At 65.3% G+C, this 20,527-nt stretch carries 17 protein-coding genes and 1 pseudogene; 13 read left to right on the plus strand and 5 right to left on the minus strand.

The features are described from left to right. The first annotated feature begins 17 nt into the window (after positions 1-17). The 6 genes and pseudogenes from AC19YX_RS23190 to AC19YX_RS23215 all read left to right on the plus strand — a co-directional run bounded on the left by AC19YX_RS23190 (position 18) and on the right by AC19YX_RS23215 (position 6,050). A complete protein-coding gene (locus tag AC19YX_RS23190) occupies positions 18-1,109 on the plus strand; it encodes an AMP-binding protein (RefSeq protein ID WP_500607129.1) in 1,092 nt (363 codons plus the stop codon). Between the two features lie 9 nt (positions 1,110-1,118). Next, complete coding sequence (locus tag AC19YX_RS23195; RefSeq protein WP_201131239.1) at positions 1,119-1,919, plus strand: ABC transporter ATP-binding protein; 801 nt, start codon at positions 1,119-1,121, stop codon at positions 1,917-1,919. Positions 1,920-1,921: 2 nt separating this feature from the next. Continuing rightward, a pseudogene (locus tag AC19YX_RS23200) lies at positions 1,922-2,804 on the plus strand (branched-chain amino acid ABC transporter permease). Positions 2,805-2,825: 21 nt separating this feature from the next. Further along, positions 2,826-3,893: a branched-chain amino acid ABC transporter permease gene (locus tag AC19YX_RS23205; RefSeq protein ID WP_078469028.1), complete on the plus strand. Its 1,068-nt coding sequence runs from the start codon at positions 2,826-2,828 to the stop codon at positions 3,891-3,893. Between the two features lie 54 nt (positions 3,894-3,947). After that, positions 3,948-5,279: an ABC transporter substrate-binding protein gene (locus AC19YX_RS23210; protein WP_078469029.1), complete on the plus strand. Its 1,332-nt coding sequence runs from the start codon at positions 3,948-3,950 to the stop codon at positions 5,277-5,279. Positions 5,280-5,285: 6 nt separating this feature from the next. Then, a complete protein-coding gene (locus AC19YX_RS23215) occupies positions 5,286-6,050 on the plus strand; it encodes an ABC transporter ATP-binding protein (protein WP_500607130.1) in 765 nt (254 codons plus the stop codon). A gap of 16 nt (positions 6,051-6,066) precedes the next feature. Here AC19YX_RS23215 and AC19YX_RS23220 read toward each other — a convergent pair whose 3' ends face one another. Together AC19YX_RS23220 and AC19YX_RS23225 are read right to left on the minus strand one after the other, a co-directional pair. Further along, positions 6,067-6,723, minus strand: a complete 657-nt coding sequence (locus tag AC19YX_RS23220) for an aspartate/glutamate racemase family protein (protein WP_500607131.1) — start codon at positions 6,721-6,723, stop codon at positions 6,067-6,069. Next, positions 6,720-7,628: a LysR family transcriptional regulator gene (locus AC19YX_RS23225; protein ID WP_078469032.1), complete on the minus strand. Its 909-nt coding sequence runs from the start codon at positions 7,626-7,628 to the stop codon at positions 6,720-6,722. Before AC19YX_RS23225 ends, AC19YX_RS23220 begins: the two co-directional genes overlap by 4 nt. Positions 7,629-7,765: 137 nt before the next feature. On the opposite strand from AC19YX_RS23225, the gene AC19YX_RS23230 reads away from it, so the two are divergent. The 4 genes from AC19YX_RS23230 (at position 7,766) to AC19YX_RS23245 (ending at position 14,325) form a co-directional block, all read left to right on the plus strand. Then, positions 7,766-9,415, plus strand: coding sequence for a GMC family oxidoreductase (locus tag AC19YX_RS23230; RefSeq protein ID WP_500607132.1), 1,650 nt, complete (start codon positions 7,766-7,768; stop codon positions 9,413-9,415). 37 nt (positions 9,416-9,452) lie between these two features. Beyond that, entirely contained in the window at positions 9,453-10,913 is a 1,461-nt protein-coding gene (locus AC19YX_RS23235; protein ID WP_421546589.1) for a CoA-acylating methylmalonate-semialdehyde dehydrogenase, read from the plus strand. A 181-nt stretch (positions 10,914-11,094) separates the two neighbouring features. After that, positions 11,095-12,576 carry a purine-cytosine permease family protein gene (locus tag AC19YX_RS23240; protein WP_421546590.1) on the plus strand — a complete coding sequence of 494 codons (1,482 nt, stop codon included), beginning with the start codon at positions 11,095-11,097 and terminating at the stop codon, positions 12,574-12,576. 18 nt (positions 12,577-12,594) lie between these two features. Further along, positions 12,595-14,325 (plus strand): nitrilase-related carbon-nitrogen hydrolase, encoded by a 1,731-nt coding sequence (locus tag AC19YX_RS23245; RefSeq protein WP_500607133.1) that lies wholly within the window; start codon positions 12,595-12,597, stop codon positions 14,323-14,325. A gap of 132 nt (positions 14,326-14,457) precedes the next feature. Here the strand turns inward: AC19YX_RS23245 and AC19YX_RS23250 are convergent, their stop codons facing one another. From AC19YX_RS23250 to AC19YX_RS23260, 3 genes are all read right to left on the minus strand, one after another. Further along, entirely contained in the window at positions 14,458-15,882 is a 1,425-nt protein-coding gene (locus AC19YX_RS23250) for a gamma-aminobutyraldehyde dehydrogenase (RefSeq protein WP_201131230.1), read from the minus strand. Between the two features lie 115 nt (positions 15,883-15,997). Then, complete coding sequence (locus AC19YX_RS23255; RefSeq protein WP_500607134.1) at positions 15,998-17,329, minus strand: APC family permease; 1,332 nt, start codon at positions 17,327-17,329, stop codon at positions 15,998-16,000. A gap of 10 nt (positions 17,330-17,339) precedes the next feature. Then, positions 17,340-18,497, minus strand: a complete 1,158-nt coding sequence (locus AC19YX_RS23260; RefSeq protein WP_500607135.1) for an iron-containing alcohol dehydrogenase — start codon at positions 18,495-18,497, stop codon at positions 17,340-17,342. 371 nt (positions 18,498-18,868) lie between these two features. Between AC19YX_RS23260 and AC19YX_RS23265 the strand changes: the two genes are divergently transcribed. The 3 genes from AC19YX_RS23265 (at position 18,869) to AC19YX_RS23275 (ending at position 20,488) form a co-directional block, all read left to right on the plus strand. After that, entirely contained in the window at positions 18,869-19,135 is a 267-nt protein-coding gene (locus AC19YX_RS23265; RefSeq protein WP_078469149.1) for a ParD-like family protein, read from the plus strand. Further along, the gene (gene map / locus AC19YX_RS23270; RefSeq protein WP_078469040.1) at positions 19,132-19,923 is read left to right on the plus strand and encodes a type I methionyl aminopeptidase; all 792 of its coding nucleotides are present in this window, start codon (positions 19,132-19,134) and stop codon (positions 19,921-19,923) included. The genes AC19YX_RS23265 and map overlap by 4 nt, the downstream gene beginning before the upstream one ends. Before the next feature lie 184 nt (positions 19,924-20,107). Further along, a complete protein-coding gene (locus tag AC19YX_RS23275) occupies positions 20,108-20,488 on the plus strand; it encodes a RidA family protein (protein WP_078469041.1) in 381 nt (126 codons plus the stop codon). The last annotated feature ends 39 nt before the right edge of the window (positions 20,489-20,527 follow it).

The following is a 20,527-nucleotide window of genomic DNA, read 5'->3' on the forward strand; positions in this document are numbered from 1 at the left end:
TTCCCAAGGAACCCTCCATGACCCAGACCTTGCCCCTGGCCCTGTTGCAACAAGCCGCCACCCGAGGCGCGGCCACGGCCCTGCGCTATAAGCGCCTGGGCATCTGGCATCCGCGCAGTTGGCAGCAACTGGCTGACGAGGTCGGCCGGCTGGCGGCAGCGCTGCAACAGAGCGGGTTTGCCCGCGAGGATGATCTGTTGATCATCAGCCAGGCCCGGGCCGAAGCCTTGCTGTTGGCTCTGGCTGCGCAATGGCTGGGGGGCAGCGTGACGTTGCTCGACCCGGACCTCGACCACCGCCCGCTGTTGCGCCGTCTGCAACCGGCCTTTGTCCTGGCCGAAGCCGAGGCGGGGGTGCAGCAGGTGCGCGAGGCGCAGAGTTCGACCCGGCTGCTGCTGTTCCTGGATGGACGCGGGCTGGATGCCGGCGCCGACCCGACGCTGACGGCCTATGAAACGTGGCTCGCCGGCACGCTGGCTGCGGCCCCGGCGCACGTGGCCGAATCCACCAGCACGGCTTTTGTCTTCCACGACACTGACGACCAACCGCCCCGGCGCCTGAGCCATGGGCAGTTGCTGGAGGGGGCGCGCAAGTTGCTGGCGCGCGAACGCCTGGGGTCGGATGAAGAGGCCCTGGCGGCCCGGGTTTTCGCCGCCAGCGGCCAGGCGCGCTACCTGCTGACGCCCTGGCTCAACGCCGGGTTCTGCCTGAACTTCCCCGAGGCCCTGGCCACCCGCGACACCGACCGCCGCGAGCTGGGGCCGACCCTGGTGCTGGGCACCCGCGAATCCTATGCCCGCCTGGAACTCTGGGCCCGGGAGCGGCTGCCGCTGCCCGGCACCTTGAGCCATCGCCTGTACCACTGGGCAATGGCCCCGGGCGGCAACGGCGTAAGGCGCTGGCTCGGCCATTGGCTGATCCGCCGGCCGCTGCTGGATGTGCTGGGCATGAGCCGGCTGCGGGTGCCGTTGCTGGCAGGCCCGGCGCTGACCCCGCAGAGCGCCGAGTTCTTTGCCGCCCTGGGCGTACGCCCGGGCAACTGGCAGGAGCCCGGCAGCCAGCACGCCAGCGCCGATGCGCCGACCCGACTGCTTCCTCAATCAGTGTAGCGAGCCCCCATGAGCGCAACCCCAGAATCCGTACTGCTGCGCCTGGATGACATCTCCCTGTCGTTCAAGGGCGTCAAGGCCATCACTTCCATCAGCTTTGCGGTGCAGGCCGGGGAGATCTGCGCCCTGATCGGCCCCAACGGCGCCGGCAAGAGTTCGCTGCTGAACATCATCAACGGTGTCTACCAGGCCCAGAGCGGCAGCATCCACTATGCCGGGCAAACCCGGCGCCGCATGCGCCCGCACCAGGCCGCCGAGCGCGGCATCGCCCGCACCTTCCAGAACATCGCCTTGTTCAAGGGCATGAGCGTGCTCGACAACGTGCTCACCGGGCGCAACCTCAAGCGCCGCAGCAGTTGGCTGGAACAGATGCTGCGGCTGGGCAGGGCGCCACGGGAGGACGACGCCCAGCGCCTGCACGCCGAGCGGGTGATCGAGTTTCTACGCATCCATCCCTGGCGCGATGTGCTGGTGGGCAAGTTGCCCTATGGCCTGCAAAAGCGCGTGGAACTGGCCCGAGCCCTGGCGGCCGAGCCGCGCCTGTTGCTGCTGGACGAACCCATGGCCGGCATGAATGCCCAGGAGAAAGGCGAAATGAGCCAGTTTATCCGCGACATCAACCGTGAATTCGGCACCACGGTGGTGTTGATCGAGCACGACATCGGCGTGGTCATGGGTTTGTGCGACCACGTGGTGGTGCTCGACTACGGACGCAAGATCGGCGATGGCAGCCCGCAACAGGTGCGCGCCAACCCGGAGGTGATTGCCGCCTACCTCGGCTCGCGCCGCCCACGCAGCGAGGGGCGCTGAGCATGGAATTCTTCTTCGAAGTGCTGATCGGCGGGCTGCTGGCCGGGGGTCATGTACGCCCTGGTGGCCATCGGTTTTGTGCTGATCTACAAGGCCAGCGGGGTGTTCAACTTTGCCCAGGGCGCCATGGTGCTGTTTGCCGCGCTGACCTTTGTCAGCCTGCTGGAGCGCGGCCTGCCGTTCTTCTGGGCGTTTGTCGCGACCCTGGCGAGCATGGTGCTGTTGGCGCTGCTGATCGAGAAAGCGGTGCTGCGGCCCCTGGTCAACCGGCCGCCGATCATCCTGTTCATGGCCACCCTGGGCCTGTCCTACCTGATTGAAGGCTTGGCCCAGATGCTCTGGGGCGCCCAGGTGCACGGCCTGGAACTGGGCATCGCCGATGAGCCGCTGGAGATCCGCGGCATGCTGCTCTCGCAGTTCGATCTGTTCGCCGCCGGCACCGCCGCGCTGCTGGTGATTGCCTTGTCGCTGCTGTTCAACCGGACCCGGGTCGGCCTGTCGTTGCGCGCGGTGGCCGACGACCCCCTGGCCTCCCTGGCGGTGGGCATTCGCCTGCCACGGATCTGGGCTCTGGTGTGGGCGGTGGCGGGTTTTGTCGGGCTGGTGGCCGGGCTGCTCTGGGGCGCGCGGCTGGGGGTGCAGTTCTCGCTGTCGCTGGTGGTGCTCAAGGCGTTGCCGGTGCTGATCATCGGCGGCTTCTCGTCGATCGGCGGGGCGATCGTCGGCGGGCTGATCATTGGCGCCGCGGAAAAACTCGCCGAGATCTACCTCGGGCCGATCATCGGCAGCGGCATCGAAAACTGGGTGCCCTATGTCCTGGCCTTGCTGTTTCTGCTGGTGCGTCCGGCCGGGTTGTTTGGCGAACGGGCCATCGAGCGGGTCTGAATTTATTCAAGGAATGCCTTCATGCTGTATCAAGAAGCCGGTCAACTGAGCACCACTTACGCCGCCCAACGCCGTACCTTTCGCCTGCGCCAGGACCGCCTGGGGCTGTGGCTGCTGCTGGCGTTCGCGTTTGTCGCGGTGCCCTGGCTGGGCAATGACTACTGGTTCAGCGCGATCCTGGTGCCGCTGCTGGTGCTGTCCCTGGCCGGCTTGGGGCTGAACCTGCTGACCGGCTATGCCGGGCAACTGTCCCTGGGCTCGGCGGCGTTCATGGCGGTGGGCGCGTTTGCCGCCTACAACCTGCAACTGCGGGTGCCCGGCCTGCCGTTGCTCGCCAGCTTCGCCCTGGGCGGGGTGATCGCGGCGCTGGTGGCGGTGCTGTTCGGCCTGCCGAGCCTGCGCATCAAAGGCTTTTACCTGCTGGTGGCGACCCTGGCCGCACAGTTCGTGGTGGAGTGGGTACTGACCCGCTTCAGCTGGTTTACCAACGACAACGCTTCCGGGGTCATCACCTCACCGCCGTTGCTGATTGCCGGGCTGGATTTCAGCTCGCCCCGGGGCCGTTACCTGCTGACCCTGAGCCTGGTGGCCGGGCTGTTCTGGCTCGGCAAGAACCTGGTGCGCAGCGAGCTGGGGCGCAACTGGATGGCGGTGCGCGACATGGACACCGCCGCGGCGGTGATCGGCATCCGTCTGTTCAAGGCCAAGCTGCTGGCGTTCGCCATCAGCGGCTTCTACCTGGGGGTGGCTGGCTCGCTGTGGGCGTTCGCCTACCTTGGCACCGTGGAACCCCACGGTTTTGACCTCAGCCGGTCCTTCCAGGTGTTGTTCATCATCATTATCGGCGGCCTGGGCAGCATCCTCGGCAACTTCCTGGGGGCGGCCTTTATCGTGCTGTTCCCGATTCTGCTGGGCAACCTCTGCGCCTTGCTGCCGACCGGGCTGATCGACTCCGGGCAACTGGAAAACCTGCAGAAAATGCTGTTTGGCGCCTTGATCATCGCATTCCTGATCAAGGAACCCGAAGGCCTGGCCCGGCTCTGGCAGCGCTTGCGCCAGCGGGCCCGGGTCTGGCCGCTGCGTTACTGAACCGCCCTTGAATTCAACCACCCCCCGCTACTGTCCCCACGAGGAACTGCCTACATGACTCACCGCACATCGCTGCGCCGCCTGGCGCTGGGCCTGGCTTTGCTCACCGCCGGGCTCAGCGCCGGCGCCCAGGCCGCCAACGAACAGTACTTCCCCCTGCAAAGCTATCGGGTCGGACCCTACGCCGCCGGCGGCACTGGGTTCTTCGGCGGGTTTATCGACTACCTGCAATACATCAACGCCAAGGGCGGGGTGAACGGGGTCAAGCTGACTTGGAGCGAGTGCGAAACCGAGTACGTGGTGGAGAAGGGCGTCGAATGCTACGAGCGCCTCAAAGGGGGCCTCAACGGTGCGCCGGCCGCAGCCACCAACCCGTTGTCGGTGGGCATTGCCTACGCCACCCTGGAGCGCTCCACCGCCGACAAATTGCCGCTGATCACCATCAACCACGGGCGCACCGATTCCACCGACGGCAGCGTGTTCCCCTATGTGTTCCCGTTGCAGCTCAACCCCTATTCGGAGGTCTCGGCCATCATCAATTACATCGGCCAGCGCGAAGGCGGGGCCGACAAGCTCAAGGGCAAGAAAATCGCCGTGCTCTACCACGGCTCGCCCTATGGCAAGGAAACCAACGGCGTGCTGCAGACCCTGGCCAGCAACGCCGGATTTGAACTGACCCTGCTGGAAGTGCCGCATCCGGGCAACGAGCAGCAATCGCAATGGCTCAACATCCGGCGCCTGAAACCGGACTGGGTGATTCTGCGGGGCTGGGGGGTAATGAACCCGGTGGCGCTGAAGTCGGCGCAGAAGGTCGGTTACCCGGCCGATCACATCATCGGCAATATCTGGAGCAACTCCGAAGAAGACGTGGTGCCGGCCGGTGCCGCTGCCAAGGGCTTCATCGCCATCACCACCCACCCCTCGGGCACCGATTTCCCGGTGCTGCAAGGCATCAAGCAAAGCGTGGTCGACGCCGGCAAGGGCAACCTGGCCGACCCCAAGCGCTTTGGCACCGTGTATTACAACCTGGGCGTGGTCAACGGCATCCTCAACGTCGAGGCCCTGCGCCTGGCCCAGGAAAAATACGGCAAGCAACCGTTGACCGGGGAACAGGTGCGCTGGGGCTTCGAGCACCTGAACCTGGACGATGCGCGCTTGCAGGCCCTGGGCGCCAAGGGCCTGGTGCAGCCGTTGCAGTTGTCTTGCGCCGACCATGAAGGCGGTGGTGCGGTGCGCTTCCAGCAATGGGATGGCCAGCGCTGGAACCTGATCAGCGACTGGGTCCAGGCCGACCGCGCCTTGCTGCGTCCGATCATCGAAGCCTCTGCGGCGCAGTACGCCAAGGAAAAAGGCATCACCCCGCGCAACTGCAGCCAGGAGCAATAAGGTCCGATGAGCCAGAGCCCGGAGATCGCCGCGCCATTGCTGCGCGTGGAGCAGGTCGAAGTTTTCTACGAGCAGTCGATCCTGGCCTTGCGCGGGGTCTCGCTGCAGGTCGGGCAGGGGCAGATGGTGGCGTTGCTTGGGGCCAATGGCGCCGGCAAGAGCACCACCCTCAAGGCGATTTCCAGCCTGGTGCGGGCTGAGCGCGGGGAGGTGACCCAGGGCCGGATTGTCTACCAGGGCCGGGAAATTACCGGCGCCGACCCGGCCAACCTGGTGCTGGCGGGGCTGGCCCAGGTGCTGGAGGGGCGGCACTGCTTCAGCCACCTGAGCGTGGAGCAGAACCTGCTGATCGGCGGCTTTGCCGGGCGCCCGTCACGCAAGGTGCTGAACCAGCGGCTGGAGCGGATCTACGGCTACTTCCCGCGCTTGCGCCTGTTGCGCAAACGCCTCACCGGCTACACCTCCGGTGGCGAGCAGCAGATGGTCGCCATCGGCCGCGCGCTGATGTCCGAGCCGCAACTGCTGCTGCTCGACGAGCCATCCATGGGCCTGGCGCCCCAGGTGGTGGAGGAGATTTTCGAGACCCTGGCCCGGCTCAATCGCGAGCAAGGCTTGAGCCTGCTGGTGGCTGAACAGAACATCAACATCGCCCTGGATCACGCCCAATACGCCTATGTGCTGGAAAACGGCCAGGTGGCGCAAGCGGGCCCGGCGGCGGAACTGGCTGGGCGTGAACAGTTGCAGAACTACTATCTGGGCGCGGCTGGCTAGGACGGCGCGAGCCGGTTCAACGCTGCCGCGACAGTTCGGCCACGGCCCGGGCCAACCCGGCGACCGGGCTGCTCAGCGGCGGCGGTCCGTTGCTCACACGCTCGCTGGCACCGGCCATGGAGGCCTGGGCCAGGACCACCAGGCTGAAGCCTTCGGCATAAGCGGCACTCGCCGCGTCGGCAATGGCCTCCAGATAACCTTCGCCATCGCCGGCCTTGAACAGCGCCCAGGCGCCAGGCACCAGGCGCACCTCGACCTCGACCTCGATTCCACTGCCACTGGCCGCTGCGCTGAACAGCGCCAGGGTCGGCTGCAGGGTGGTTTCCACGGCGCACAGCGCCAGCACCCGGCCGCCATGCTCGACGGCCTGTGCGGCGAGTGCCGCGTCGACCCGCAACAGCGGCACTGCAGATGCCTGCGCCGCCCCCAGCACTGCCGGGCCCAGGGTGGAGCAGGTGAGCATCACCGCATCGGCCTGCTGCGCCAGTTGCAGCAGCGCCGTGCGTACCCCGTGTTCGATATCGGCCGTCAGGCCGCCGGCCTGTTCCGCCAAGGTCAGCCACTGCGGCTGCACCTCATGCAACAGTGTGCCGTCGGCCAGCCCCAGCTGGCGTGCGGCGGCTTCAAACACGGCGATGTTGCTGTGGGCGCTGTGCAGGCAGGCAATTTTCATGGGCGCTCGGACACCCGTTCGGCGCCGCGCAGCAGCGGACTATGGTGGGTGCAGAGTTCCATCAGGTAGTCCCAGACAATCCGCAGCCGCACCGAGTGGTGCAGGTCGCGCCGGGTGCACATCCAGTAGTGGCGCTCGATGCTCAGCTCCGGCAGCACCGGGCGCAGCAAAGGGTCCTGGTCGCCCATGTAGCGCGGCAGCACCGCCAGGCCCAGGCCGCTTTGCGCCGCCTGCTGCTGGGCGATCACGCTGGTGCTGGTGAACACCACCCGCGGGTGGCGGCAGAAGTGAGTCAGCAGCGACAGTTCCTGGGTGAACAGCAGGTCGTCGACATAACCGATCCACTGCTGGGCATTGAGGCTCTCGCGCTGCTCGATCGGCGGCATGCGCGCCAGGTAGTCGGGGCTGGCGTAGAGCGCGAGGGTGTAGGGCGTCAGCTCACGCACGATCAACTGATCGATGCTGGGTTTTTCCAGGAGGATGCTGATGTCCGCCTCGTGGTTGATGATGCTGACAAAACGCGGCACCGCCACCAGTTCCACCTCCAGCCCCGGGAAGCGTTCGAACAACGGCCCCAGGCGCGCCGCCAGAAACATCACCCCCAAGCCTTCGGTGACCCCGATCCGCACCTTGCCCAGGGGCGAGACGGTCTGGGTCAGTTCTTCCTGGGCCAGCAAGGCCACGTTTTCCATGGCTTCGGCATGCTTGAGCAGGGCCTGGCCGGCGGGGGTCAGGGTGTAGCCCTGGGCCTGCTGCACGAACAGTTGACTACCCATGGCCTTCTCGATGGCATCGATATGCCGGGCCACGGTGGCATGGGTGGTCTTGAGGCGGCGGGCCGCCAGCAGCAGGCGCCCGCTGCGGTGCAGCTCAAGGAAAAAGCGCAGGTCGTTCCAGTCGAACATGGTGGGATTTCCATCGGCAGGGCGCGAGGGGCACTGTTTAAAAACGCACAGGGGGTGTTCTTAAATGGATAGTTTTTTTTGAAAAACAAACTTATAGCATGGGCCCCGGATAACAACAAAAGTCCCGCGAGGATCCCATGCAAGCTGCTGATGTGCTCTATGACTACGTGATTGTCGGTGCCGGTCCAGCCGGTTGCCTGTTGGCCAATCGACTGTCGCAAAACCCCCAGCATCGGGTGCTGCTGCTCGAAGCGGGCGGGCAAGACAACTATCCCTGGATCCACATCCCCGTGGGTTATCTGTACTGCATCGGCAACCCGCGCACCGACTGGTGCTTCAAGACCGAACCGGAACCGGGCCTCAACGGCCGCTCCCTGAGTTATCCCCGGGGCAAGGTGCTGGGCGGCTGTTCTTCGATCAACGGCATGATCTACATGCGTGGCCAGGCCCGGGACTACGACCTGTGGGCCGAGCAGGGCAATGCCGGCTGGGCCTGGAAAGACGTGCTGCCACTGTTCAAACGCTCGGAGAGCCACTACGCCGGCGACAGCGCCGAACATGGCGCCGGCGGCGAGTGGCGGGTCGAGGAGCAACGCCTGTCCTGGGGCATTCTGGATGCCTTTCGCGAGGCGGCGGCGCAGACCGGCATCGAGTCCATCGCCGACTTCAATGGCGGCGACAACGAAGGCTGCAGTTACTTCCAGGTCAACCAGAAACGCGGTGTGCGCTGGAATGCCTCCAAGGCCTTTCTGCGCCCCGTGGCCCAGCGCAAGAACCTGACCGTGCTGACCGGCGTCGAAGCCTCGCGCATCGAGCTGGACAACGGCCGTGCCAGCGCCGTGCTGGCCCAGTACCAGGGCCGGGAACAGCGCTTTCGGGCGCGCCGGGAAATCATCCTGTGCTGTGGCGCCATCGGTTCGCCGACCTTGCTCCAGCGCTCGGGGATCGGCCCGCGACCGTTGCTGAAAAAGCTGGGGATCGGCGTGCGCCACGAGCTGCCCGGCGTCGGCAACAACCTGCAGGACCACCTGCAACTGCGGCTGATTTACCGCATCGGCAATGGCCGCACCCTGAACCAGATGGTCTCCAGCCTGTGGGGCAAGATGAACATGGGCCTGCAATACATGGTCAGCCGCAGCGGCCCGCTGGCCATGGCGCCGAGCCAGTTGGGCGCCTTCGCCCGCTCTGGCCCGGAGCAGACGAGCGCCAACCTCGAATACCACGTGCAGCCGCTGTCTCTTGAACGCTTTGGCGAGCCGCTGCATGAGTTCCCGGCCTTTACCGCCTCGGTCTGCGACCTGCGTCCGCAAAGCCGCGGCAGCGTGGCGATTCGCGATGCCCAGTTGGGCTCGGCGCCGCTGATCCGGCCCAATTACCTGAGTCATGAAACCGACCTGCAAGTCGCCGCCGATGCCATTCGCCTGACCCGGCGCATTGTCGCTGCCCCGGCCCTGGCCAGCTTTGAACCGGTGGAGTACCTGCCCGGCGCCAGCTTGCACAGCGAGGCCCAACTGCGCGAAGCGGCCAGCGCCATCGGCACCACGATTTTTCACCCGGTGGGCACCTGCAAGATGGGCCAGGGCCGGGATGCAGTGGTCGATGAGCGCCTGCGGGTGCACGGCATTGCCGGCCTGCGGATTGCCGATGCGTCGATCATGCCGACAATCGTCTCCGGCAATACCTGTTCGCCGACCCTGATGATCGGCGAGAAGGCCGCTGAAATGATCCTGGCAGATGCCGCTGCGGCCCAGCGCGCAGCGTCCGCCGTCGAGCAGGCCCTGGCCTGATCGTCCCCCACAAGAATCTATAAAAAAGGAGCTGAGCGTGAACGCCCCAACTGAAATCCTGACCCTGAAAAACTACATCAACGGCCAATGGCAGGCCTCGCGGACCGAGCACTTCGACACCGTGCGCAACCCGGCCACCGGCGAAGTGCTGGCGCGGGTGCCGCTGTCCACCGCCGCCGAACTGGATGACGCGGTGGCGGTGGCGGCCGAGGCGTTCGACAGCTGGCGCCAGGTGGCCGTGCCCCGGCGTTCCCGGGTGTTGTTCCGCTATCAGCAGTTGTTGATCGAGCGCCAGGAAGAACTGGCAAGGCTGATCACCCAGGAAAACGGCAAGAGCTACGAAGAAGCCTACGGCGAAGTGCAGCGCGGCATCGAGTGCGTGGAGTTCGCCGCGGGGGCGCCGACCTTGATGATGGGCAGCCAACTGCCGGATATCGCCACCGGTATCGAGTCGGGCATGTACCGTTACCCGCTGGGGGTGATCGCCGGCATCACGCCGTTTAATTTCCCGATGATGGTGCCGTGCTGGATGTTCCCGTTGGCCATCGCCTGCGGCAACAGTTTCGTGCTCAAGGCCTCCGAGCGTACGCCGCTGCTGGCCCAGCGCCTGGTGGAACTGTTCACTGAGGCCGGCCTGCCCAAGGGCGTGCTCAACCTGGTGCACGGTGCCCACGACGTGGTCAACGGCATGCTGCGCCATCCCGAGGTCAAGGCCGTGTCCTTTGTCGGCTCGCAGCCGGTGGCCGAGTACGTCTACCGCGAGGCCGCCAGCCACGGCAAGCGGGTCCAGGCCCTGGCCGGGGCCAAGAACCATTCGATCGTGCTGGCCGATGCCGACCTCGACATCACGGTGAAGAACATTATCGCCGCGGCCTTCGGTTCGGCCGGTGAGCGCTGCATGGCCTGTGCGGTGGTCGTGGTGGTCGAGGAGATTGCCGATGCCCTGGTGGCACGCCTGAAACAGGAAGCCGACGGCCTGAGCATCGGCAACGGCATGGACAAAGGGGTGTTCCTCGGGCCGGTGATTCGTGACGAACACCGTCAGCGCACCCTGGGCTATATCGAAAGCGGCGAGCGCGAAGGCGCCACCTTGCTCCGCGACGGCCGCCAGGACGCGGCCTGTGCCGGCCCCGGCTATTTTGTCGGGCCGACGCTGTTCGACCACGTCACGCCGCAGATGAAAATCTGGCAGGAGGAAATCTTCGCCCCGGTGCTGTCGATTGTCCGGGTCAAGGACCTGGCCGAAGCCATCCGCCTGACCAACCGCTCGGAGTTCGCCAACGGCGCCTGCCTGTACACCGACAGCGCCAAGGCCGTGCGCCAGTTCCGCGACGACATCGACGCCGGGATGCTCGGGGTCAATGTCGGGGTGCCGGCACCGATGGCCTTCTTCCCGTTCTCTGGCTACAAGAAATCCTTCTACGGCGACCTGCACGCCAATGGCCGCGACGGCGTGGAGTTCTTCACCCGCAAGAAAATGCTCACCGCTCGCTACTGAGCCGCCGCAAGGCAATAGCGCAATACCCATAACAAGAAAAAGGCCGTGCTCAGCGCGGCCGCAACACCTTTTCTAACTGTCGAGCACCGTCAATTTTTCTGGCTGAGCCAGCCGCTTCGGACATTTAGGGAGATACCCATGACTTGGTTCATTTCGCGCATAAAACAACAAGGAAACGCAGATGAGTAAGTTCAAAGAGTGGTTTCAGGGGCCTCAGGACATCACTGAGGCCGAGGCAGTGGAAGACTACGCCGTCGGCCGGGTGCCGAGCCGCTATCGCTGGCCGATCCCGGCGATCATCCTGGTGTTGCTGGGCAACTCCACGGCCATGTTCTGGTTCAGCCTGGGGGCTGACATGAGTTACAAGGTGGGCTGGCCGACGCTGTTGCTGCCCATCGGCTACATGGTGGTGCTGGCGACCATCATCGGTGCCTGCATCATGAAACTGGCGAGCAAGGAAGGGCTATCGCTCAACCTGCTGACCCGGGGGCTGGGTTTCGGTTACCTGGGCTCGGCGTTCACCTCGTTGATCTACGCGGTGAACTTCATCTTCTACTTCCTGTTCGAGGGCACCATCGTTTCCCATGCGATCGCGCACTATGCCGGGGTCGAGGTGGATTCGTTCAAGGGCGTGCTGATTTTTGCCAGCATCGGCCTGGTGACCATCTGGTTCGTGTGGAAGGGCATGTCGTCGATGCAGTTCCTGCAGACCTGGGGCGTGCCGATCTTCATCCTGCTGTTCGGCTTCTGCCTCTATCAACTGACCCACAACTACGACGCGGTCGGCCCCAGCGGCTGGTTCGCCCGGGGCGAGGTCGACGGCACCGCGCTGTGGGTGGTGATGAACATGGCCAACGGGCAGATTGTGTTCCAGGGCCTGCTGGCCACCGACTACGGGCGCTTCGCCAAACCCGGGATCAGCCACAAGGGCACCGCCACCATCATGCTCGGGATGCTGATCCCGATTGTCGCGGTGATGCTCTGCGGCGCATTCCTGGCCTACACCCTGATGCCGCATATCCAGAGCGGTGATCCCTTTGCCCTGGCCCTGGATCCGGGCTTCGTGTTTCCGTTCGTGATTGCCCTGGTGGGGGTGATCTTCACCATCATCACCCAGATCCGGATCAACGTGATGAACCTCTATTCGGGGTCGATCGCGCTGTCCAACACCATGGACATGGCCTTCAACTACCGCCCGGGCCGGCAGTGGTGGATGGTGCTGGTGTGGGGGTTGGGGGTGGTGTTCTACATCTTCAATATCCTGCAATACACCGGGACCTTCCTCGCGATCACCGGGATCCTGACCAACACCTGGGTGTTCATCATCCTCGCCGACTATTTCGTCTGCCGCAAAATGCTCAACCTGGCGCCCAGTGATTTTGTCGAATTCCGCCGCGAATACCTGCGTTCCTGGAACCCCTGCGGCGTGATTTCGCTGCTGGTCGCGGTGGCCATCGGCGCGGCGGGCATTCTCGGCGCCTATCCGCTGTATTACGCCTCGTTCATCGCCATGCTGGTGGGCCCGCTGCTTCACGTGGCCTTCACCGTGGCGACCCGTGGCCGTTACTATTTCAAGACCTTCCCCCAGGACATGCCTACCACCTGGCGCCCGGCGCAGGACTACCAGGGGCCGCGCCCGGACGGGCTGGCGGCGCAAGCCTGAATCACGGAGAAACGACCCATGAGCACAGCATCGATCAACGTCGCGGCGGTTCAGTTCGAGCCGACCCTGTTCGACAAGCAAGGCAATATCGAGCGCCTGTACGCGCTGGTGGAAGAGGCGGCCGAGGCCGGGGCACAGCTGATAGTCGCCCCGGAAATGGCCACCACCGGCTACTGCTGGCAAAGCCGCGAAGAGGTCGCGCCCTATGTGGAGCCAATCCCCGGGCCTACCAGCGCGCGCTTCGCCGAATTGGCCAGGCGCCATGGCTGCCACATCGTCGTCGGCATGCCGGAGGTCGACCCGGTCGACGACCTGTACTACAACTCGGCCTTTCTGGTCGGCCCCGAAGGGCTGGTGGGGGTGCACCGCAAGACGCACCCCTACATCTCTGAACCCAAGTGGGCGGTGTGCGGCGACCTTGAGCACCAGGTGTTCGAGACCCCCATCGGCAGGATCGCGCTGCTGATCTGCATGGACATCCACTTCCTGGAAACCGCGCGGGTCACGGCGCTGGCCGGCGCCGATGTGATCTGCCACCTGAGCAACTGGCTGGCCGAGCGCACCCCGGCGCCGTACTGGATCAACCGCGCCTATGAAAACGGCTGCTACCTGATCGAGGGCAACCGCTGGGGTCTGGAGCGCGGGGTGCAGTTCAGTGGCGGCAGTTGCATCATCGAGCCCGACGGTTCGGTACAGGCCGCACGCGACACCGGCGACGGCGTGGTGCTGGGCCAGATCGACCTGGCGCGGGTGCGCGCCGAGCGTCAGGCACGCCAGGGCTTGCGGCGCCCGGCGCTGTACAAGGAACTGCTGAACAATTCCTACACCTGGAACCCGCTGGACTTTTTCCGCCTGTACGGCCTTGAGCCGCTGCCGGCCGGTGGCGTGGCCCAGGTCGGCGTCGGCCAGTTCAACCCCGGCCCGGACAAAGCCGAGAACCTGGGGTGCATCCGCGAACTGGCCCATGAGGGGCAACGTGCCGGAGCGCGCCTGCTGGTGCTGCCGGAACTGTCGCTGAGCGGGCCCTTTGCTGGCGCGCAGATGGCCGAACCCCTGGACGGACCGAGTGTGGCCGGGTTGATTGAGCTGGCGGGCAGCCTCGACCTGTACCTGGTCGCCGGCCTGGTGGAAGCGCACCAGGGGCAGCTCTACAACACGGCAGTGCTGGTGGGGCCCGAGGGCCTGCTGTGCAGCTATCGCAAGATCCACCTCAGCGCGCAGGATCGGCGCTGGGCCGAGGCGGGCGGGCAGTGGTGCACCTACGATCTGCCCTTCGCGCGGGTCGGCCTGTTGCTGGGCGACGATGCCCTGGTGCCGGAAGCCGGCAGGATCCTGGCGCTCAAGGGTTGCGACCTGATTGCCTGCCCGGCGGCGCTGAGCGGGCCGGTGCCGGGTGCCCATGCCGGCAGCCAGATACCGCAGCAGGCACCGATCCCCATGGGGGCAGACGCGTATCACTGGCACCTGGGGCGGGTACGCGGGGGCGAGAACAATCTGTATTTCGCCTTTGCCAACAGCCAGGACGCGGCCAGCGGCAGCTTCGGCGCCAGCGGCGTATTCGGCCCGGACACCTTCGCCTTTCCCCGGCAAGAAGCGCTGGTGGAGACGACCCGTGGGGTGGCGGTGGCGAGTATCGATACCGGCAACCTGGCCAGCGGCTATGCCACCAACGTGGTGCGGCGCAAGGACCTGGTGCTGATGCGCAAACCTCACCAGTACCGGTCGTTGATCAAACCTTCGGCGCTCTGAAAGGCCGCGCCGACACCTGGCGTCGGGCGCAATGCCCACGCCAGGTTCGGTTATTCAGGGAGGGCCGCAGGGCTGCGGCCTTTGCCCGGCCGGCAGCAGCGTGGGTGCCGCTGCCGGATCTTGCCCGGCAACCTAGTGCTTGAACATCACGTGGCGGATGGTGGTGTAGTCCTCCAGGCCATACATCGACATGTCCTTGCCATAACCCGAGAGCTTGGCGCCGCCGTGGGGCATTTCGCTGACCAGCATAAAGTGCGTGTTGACCCAGGTGCAGCCGTATTGCAGGCGTGCGGCCAGGCGGTGGGCGCGGCCGACATCGGCGGTCCACACCGAGGAGGCCAGGCCGTAGTCGGAGTCGTTGGCCCAGGCCAGGGCTTGGGCTTCGTCGTCGAACTCGGTCACGGAAACCACCGGGCCGAAGATTTCATGGCGCACCACTTCGTCGTCCTGGCGGGCGCCGGCGAGCACCGTCGGCTCGAAGAAGAAACCCGGGCCGTCAACGCGCTGGCCACCGGTCACCACCTCGATATGGGACAGCTCGCGGGCACGTTGCACAAAGCCCTCGACCCGCTCCAGGTGCTGGCGGGTGATCAAGGGCCCAAGCTCGGTGTTCGGGTCGTCCTGCAGGCCGTACTGGAGGCTGGCCACGGCGGCGCCGAGCTTTTGCACGAACTGCTGATAGATGCCTTTTTGCACGTAGATGCGGCAGGCGGCGGTGCAGTCCTGGCCGGCATTGTAGAAACCGAAGTTGCGCACGCCTTCGACGGCGGCGTCGATGTCGGCATCGTCGAACACGATCACCGGCGCCTTGCCCCCCAGTTCCATGTGCATGCGCTTCACGCTGTCGGCGGTGCCGGCGATGATCCGACTGCCGGTGGCCACCGAGCCGGTCAACGACACCATGCGCACCTTGGGATGGCTGGTCAGGGGCGCGCCGACACTCGGGCCACGGCCGAAGACTACGTTGACCACGCCGGCCGGGAAGATCCCGGCCATCAATTCGGCCAGCTTCAGCGCGGTCAATGGCGTCTGCTCGGACGGCTTGAGGACCACGGTATTACCGGCCGCCAGGGCCGGGCCGAGTTTCCAGGCGGCCATCATCAGCGGGTAGTTCCAGGGCGCGATGGAGGCCACCACGCCCACCGGGTCGCGGCGGATCATCGAGGTATGGCCCGCCAGGTACTCGCCGGCAGCACTGCCTTGCAGGCAGCGGCTGGCGCCGGCGAAGAAGCGGAACACGTCGGCGACCCCCGGCAGCTCATCGTTCAGCGCGGCGGCGTAGGGCTTGCCGCAGTTGTCGGATTCCAGGCGCGCCAGGTCCTGGGCGTGGGCGTCGATGGCGTCGGCCAGTTTCAGCAGCAGCAGCGAACGGTCCTTGGGCGTGGTCTGGGACCAGGCGTCGAAGGCGGCGTCGGCGGCGCAGACCGCGGCGTCGACCTGGGCCAGGCTGGCCTCGGGGATTTCCACCAGGGTGGTGCCCAGGGACGGGTTGAGCACCGACAGTTTTTCGCCTTCACCGGCGATGAGTTGGCCATTGATCAGCAGGCAGGTTTGCATGGATTCTCCTGTGGGGCGGGGGAGGCCGCCGCCTTGAAAAAGTCGCAACTGCCCCGGCAGGCGCATGGAGCATGCGCATGAAGGGGCCGTTACAGGGGGGCTTGGAAGAAGGGGGTCAGAGCGCCGGTTCCGGCACCGCAACACTGAACAGGCGGGTGCGGCAGGCCAGGTACACCAGGCCCAGCAGGACCCAGCAGCAGCCGAGAATCAGCGCGTCCTGGTCCAGGCTGATCAGCATCCAGCCGGAGGTGAAGGCGCCGGCCAGGGGGAACAGCACCCCGCGCAGCACGCCGGCCTTGTCGCCGACCTTGCGGTCGAAGGTCAGTTTCAGCGCGCACAGGTTGACGGCGGTGAAGGCCAGGAAGGCGCCGAAGTTCACCAGCGAGGTGGCGGTGGCGATGGTCAGGCCGAACCCGACCAGGCCAAAGGCACCGGACAGCATGATGTTGAACACCGGGGTCTTGTAGCGCGGGTGGAGCACGCCGAACAGCTTTTGCGGCAACTGGTTGTCGCGGCCCAGGGCATACAGCAGGCGCCCGACACTGGCCTGGAACGACAGACCGGCAGCGAAGTGGGCAATGATGATGCCGGTCAGGACCACGCCGAAGAACAGGTCGCCACCGATGGTCTTGGCGATTTCGAAGGCTGCGCCGTCGATGTTCTCGAACACGCCCGCCGGGTGTGCCAGGTACATGAAGTACGAGGAACCGATGTACAGGCTGCCGCCAATCAGGGCCACCAGCAGGATCGCCCGGGGAATGGTGCGTTCCGGCTCGACGGTTTCTTCACTCAGGGTCGACAGCGCATCGAAACCGAGGAACGAATAGGCCGCGATGGCCGCGCCCGCCATGGTCGCCGAAAACGGCACGTCGACGTTGAAGAACGGCTTGACCGAGAGCAGTCCGCCCGGGCCGTTGATTGCCGCCACGTAGTGCCAGCACAGGCCGATGAAGACCGCGATGATCGTCAGCTGGATCAGCATCAGGATGATGTTGAAACGGTTGGCGACCTGGATCCCGAGGATATTGAGCAGGGTGGTGGAGACAATGAAACCGGTGATCCAGCACCACTGCGGCACATCGGGAAAGGCCAGGCTCAGGTAGCTCGCACCCAGCAGCCAGATCAGCATCGGGATAAAGAAGTAATCGAGCAGGGCGGCCCAACCGACCATGAAGCCGATGTTGGGGTTGAGCATCTTGCGGGTGTAGGTGTAGGCCGAGCCGGCTGCGGGGAACACCCGCACCAGGCGACCGTAGCTCAATGCGGTGAAGATCACGCCGATGGACGCCACCACGTAGGACAGCGCCACGGTGTTCTGGCTGGCCTGGGCAATCACGCCGTAGGTGCCGAATACGATCAGCGGAGCGATGAAGGCCAGGCCGAACAGCAGCACTGAGACCGGCCCGAGGGTCCGGCGCAGATGAGGAGAGGAAGTCGATGCGCTCATGGGTCTGGCCTCAAGCTGAGTAGTTGTAGGCGGCGCGGATCACATCGAGGTAGCTCTCGACGGACATGTCTTTGATGTTGCTCGCATCGGAAATATTGCTTTTGGACTTCTGCGCGATGGCCAGGAAGTCTTCTTCGCGCACCCCGGCCACATCGGCGAAACGCGGGATGCCCAGCTCCCGGTTCATGCAGAACAACTGCTCCACGGCCGCTTCGGCTGCAGCCACCGCACTCAGGTTGGGGTCGATGCCCAGGGCGTAGGCGACATCGGCGTGGCGGCGCAGGTCGGCGTCGCGGTTATGGCTGAACACAAACGGCAGGAAGATCGCATTGCCGACCCCGTGCGGAGTGTCGTACATGCCGCCGATGGCTTCGGAAATGCAGTGCACGCTGGCGATGTCGGCGTTGCCGAAGGCCATGCCGGCAATCAGGCTGGCGATCAGCATCTGTTCCCGGGCCTCGCGGTTGTCCGGCTCTTGCACGGCGGGCTTGAGGTGCTGCGCGATCAGGCGGATGGCATGCAGGGCCAGGCCGTCGCTGATGGGGTTGGCCGGCTTGCCGGTGTAGGCCTCGATGGCGTGGGTCAGGGCGTCCATCCCGGTGGCGGCGGCAATGTGCGGCGGCAGGGTGGCGGTGATGTCCGAGTCGAGCAGCGCCAGGACCGGGCCGATGCGGTAGTCGAGCAGGCTCATCTTGAACTGGCGGCGGGTGTCGGTGATCACCGAGAAGAAGGTCACTTCGCTGCCGGTGCCGGCAGTGGTCGGAATCGCCACGATCGGCAGCACCGGGCCCTTGAGGGTAAAGGCGCCTTCATAGTCTTCGACCCGGCCTTCATGGGTCAGCAGCACGCTGATGGCCTTGGCCGCGTCCATCGCGCTGCCGCCACCGACGGCCAGCACGCCGTCGATGCCCTTGCCGCGGTACAGCTCGGCGGCACGGTTGACGTCTTCGCTGCGCGGGTTGGGCTTGACGTCGGCGATCTCATCATAGCGGATCCCGGCCTGCTCCAGGCTGGCGTAGATGCTGTCGAGCAGGCCGGCGTTCTTGACCCCCGGGTCGGTGACCAGCAGCACATGGCGCAAGCCGAGGCCGGTCAGGTATTCGCCGGTGCGCTGGCGCAGGCCGGGCTCCATGACGATTTTGGTGGGTAACAGAAACTGGAATTGCATGGGTAGGTTCCTCTCGCTCTCTGGCGCTCTTGCAATGTTGTAGTTATGGCAGACGAGTCAGGGCGCCGCGTGTGCGGCCAATGCTGGTTTTTTATTGTTCCGGATGCCGATCGGTCGAGCCCGTGGGGCTGGCATCTCCAAGGCTGCGCGGCGAGCGCAGGCCGGTATGGATCGAGAGACTAAGACCCGGGGGAGCAATCGACAAATACTAAAAACTCAAGGGAGCATTCGATTTAATCGAATGCTCGGGGAGCGCCTCGTTTGGCAGCGGTGCCCAGCGCTGCAGCTCGGGCAGATTGCAGCGCAATTGCAATTGCGTACTGCCATCAGGCAATATACGAAACATATACACTTCGTATCAGGTGATGTTTGTGGGAATCGTCAAAATTTCAGACGCCATGCATGAGAATCTGCGCGTCGCCAGCCATGCCCTCAGCCGTTCGATCAATGCCCAGGCCGAGCACTGGATGCGCATCGGCATGCTCGCCGAGCTGTACCCGGACCTGGACCACAGCGGTATCTGCCGCTTGCTGATCCGCGCTGAACAGGCCGGTGGCCTCGACCTCAAGCAACTGAGCGAGCTGGCGGAGACGTCTCGCGGCGCCACCATGCGTGCCGTCGGGGGTGCCCGCCCATGAATGGCAAAGTCGTGTTGAAGACGCGCGAGGAAGTGGCCCAGTCCAAAGTGGCCGGCACCTTGGCCGCCGAAGTCCTGGCCATGATCACGCCCCACGTCAAGGCCGGGGTCAGCACCGATCAGCTGGACCAGATCTGCCATGACTACATCGTCAACGTGCAGCGGGCGATTGCCGGGAATATCGGTTATCACGGCTTCCCCAAGACCGTGTGCATCTCGGTCAATGAGGTGGTGTGCCACGGCATTCCTTCGGGCCGGGTGCTCAAGGACGGCGATATCGTCAATATCGACATCGCCGTGGTCAAGGACGGCTGGTACGGCGACACCAGCCGCATGTATTTCGTCGGCGAGCCCAGCCCCGAGGCGCGGCGCCTGGTCGCCACCACCTACGAGGCGATGTGCGCCGGCATCCGCACCGTGCGCCCGGGCGCGACCCTGGGCGATATCGGCCATGCGATCCAGAGCGTGGCTGAACGCGACGGCTTCAGTGTGGTGCGCGAATACTGCGGCCACGGCATCGGCAAGATCTACCACGACGAGCCCCAGGTGCTGCACTACGGCTACCCGGGTCAGGGCCTGAAGCTGAAAGCCGGGATGATCTTTACCATCGAACCCATGCTCAATGCCGGCAAACGCCACGTGAAGACCCTGGCCGATGCCTGGACCGTGGTGACCAAGGACCACTCGCTCTCGGCCCAGTGGGAGCACATGGTGGCGGTGACCGACCAGGGTTTCGAAATCCTGACCCCGTGGCCGGACAGCGTCGAGGGCTTTCCCGCGATCGTCTAGCGCGGTGAGGCGCTCCACCCCGGCTGCGCCAACGCCCCTATCGGCCAGCACCGGTGGGGGCGTTTTGCCAGGTCGGAGGCTGGCTGTACGGTGGGGTCGACCGACGATTGGACAACAGCCCGGCGCGGGGCGGTAAACTGCCGCGCAGATTTTTCCTTACCCACTCCTTGAACAAGAGCAGCCCATGGCCCACCACGACATCACCTTTATTCCCGATCCTGACGCGGACTCCATTTCCTCCGACGTTGCCGGTTTCGGCGGCCTGCTGGTCTCGACCCAGATCCCGACCCATGCCGATGGCAGCCTGGAGCTGGGGGACATCACCCGGCAAAGCGAATGCACCCTGCAAGCGTTGAAAGTCGCACTGGAGAAGGCCGGCAGCTCCATGGACCGGGTCCTGCACCTGACCATCTACCTCACCGACATGGCCGACCGCGGCGCATTCAACGAGGTTTACCAGCGTTTCTTCGCCAAGCCCTGGCCGGTGCGCGCCGCCGTTGGCGTGGCGGCATTGGCGGTCGAAGGCATGCGGGTGGAAGTCACCGCCATGGCCGCCAAGGCCTGATTCACCGAGGGTTTCGGCGGTTGCGCGCAAGGCGTGACC

The organism is Pseudomonas sp. MF09150 (assembly GCF_059862355.1).

Coding starts and splice junctions, on each gene's coding strand:
- AC19YX_RS23190 (WP_500607129.1), top strand. CDS start 18: ATGACCCAGACCTTGCCCCTGGCCCTGTTGCAACAAGCCGCCACCCGA.
- AC19YX_RS23195 (WP_201131239.1), top strand. CDS start 1,119: ATGAGCGCAACCCCAGAATCCGTACTGCTGCGCCTGGATGACATCTCC.
- AC19YX_RS23205 (WP_078469028.1), top strand. CDS start 2,826: ATGCTGTATCAAGAAGCCGGTCAACTGAGCACCACTTACGCCGCCCAA.
- AC19YX_RS23210 (WP_078469029.1), top strand. CDS start 3,948: ATGACTCACCGCACATCGCTGCGCCGCCTGGCGCTGGGCCTGGCTTTG.
- AC19YX_RS23215 (WP_500607130.1), top strand. CDS start 5,286: ATGAGCCAGAGCCCGGAGATCGCCGCGCCATTGCTGCGCGTGGAGCAG.
- AC19YX_RS23220 (WP_500607131.1), bottom strand. CDS start 6,723: ATGAAAATTGCCTGCCTGCACAGCGCCCACAGCAACATCGCCGTGTTT.
- AC19YX_RS23225 (WP_078469032.1), bottom strand. CDS start 7,628: ATGTTCGACTGGAACGACCTGCGCTTTTTCCTTGAGCTGCACCGCAGC.
- AC19YX_RS23230 (WP_500607132.1), top strand. CDS start 7,766: ATGCAAGCTGCTGATGTGCTCTATGACTACGTGATTGTCGGTGCCGGT.
- AC19YX_RS23240 (WP_421546590.1), top strand. CDS start 11,095: ATGAGTAAGTTCAAAGAGTGGTTTCAGGGGCCTCAGGACATCACTGAG.
- AC19YX_RS23245 (WP_500607133.1), top strand. CDS start 12,595: ATGAGCACAGCATCGATCAACGTCGCGGCGGTTCAGTTCGAGCCGACC.
- AC19YX_RS23250 (WP_201131230.1), bottom strand. CDS start 15,882: ATGCAAACCTGCCTGCTGATCAATGGCCAACTCATCGCCGGTGAAGGC.
- AC19YX_RS23255 (WP_500607134.1), bottom strand. CDS start 17,329: ATGAGCGCATCGACTTCCTCTCCTCATCTGCGCCGGACCCTCGGGCCG.
- AC19YX_RS23260 (WP_500607135.1), bottom strand. CDS start 18,497: ATGCAATTCCAGTTTCTGTTACCCACCAAAATCGTCATGGAGCCCGGC.
- map (WP_078469040.1), top strand. CDS start 19,132: ATGAATGGCAAAGTCGTGTTGAAGACGCGCGAGGAAGTGGCCCAGTCC.
- AC19YX_RS23275 (WP_078469041.1), top strand. CDS start 20,108: ATGGCCCACCACGACATCACCTTTATTCCCGATCCTGACGCGGACTCC.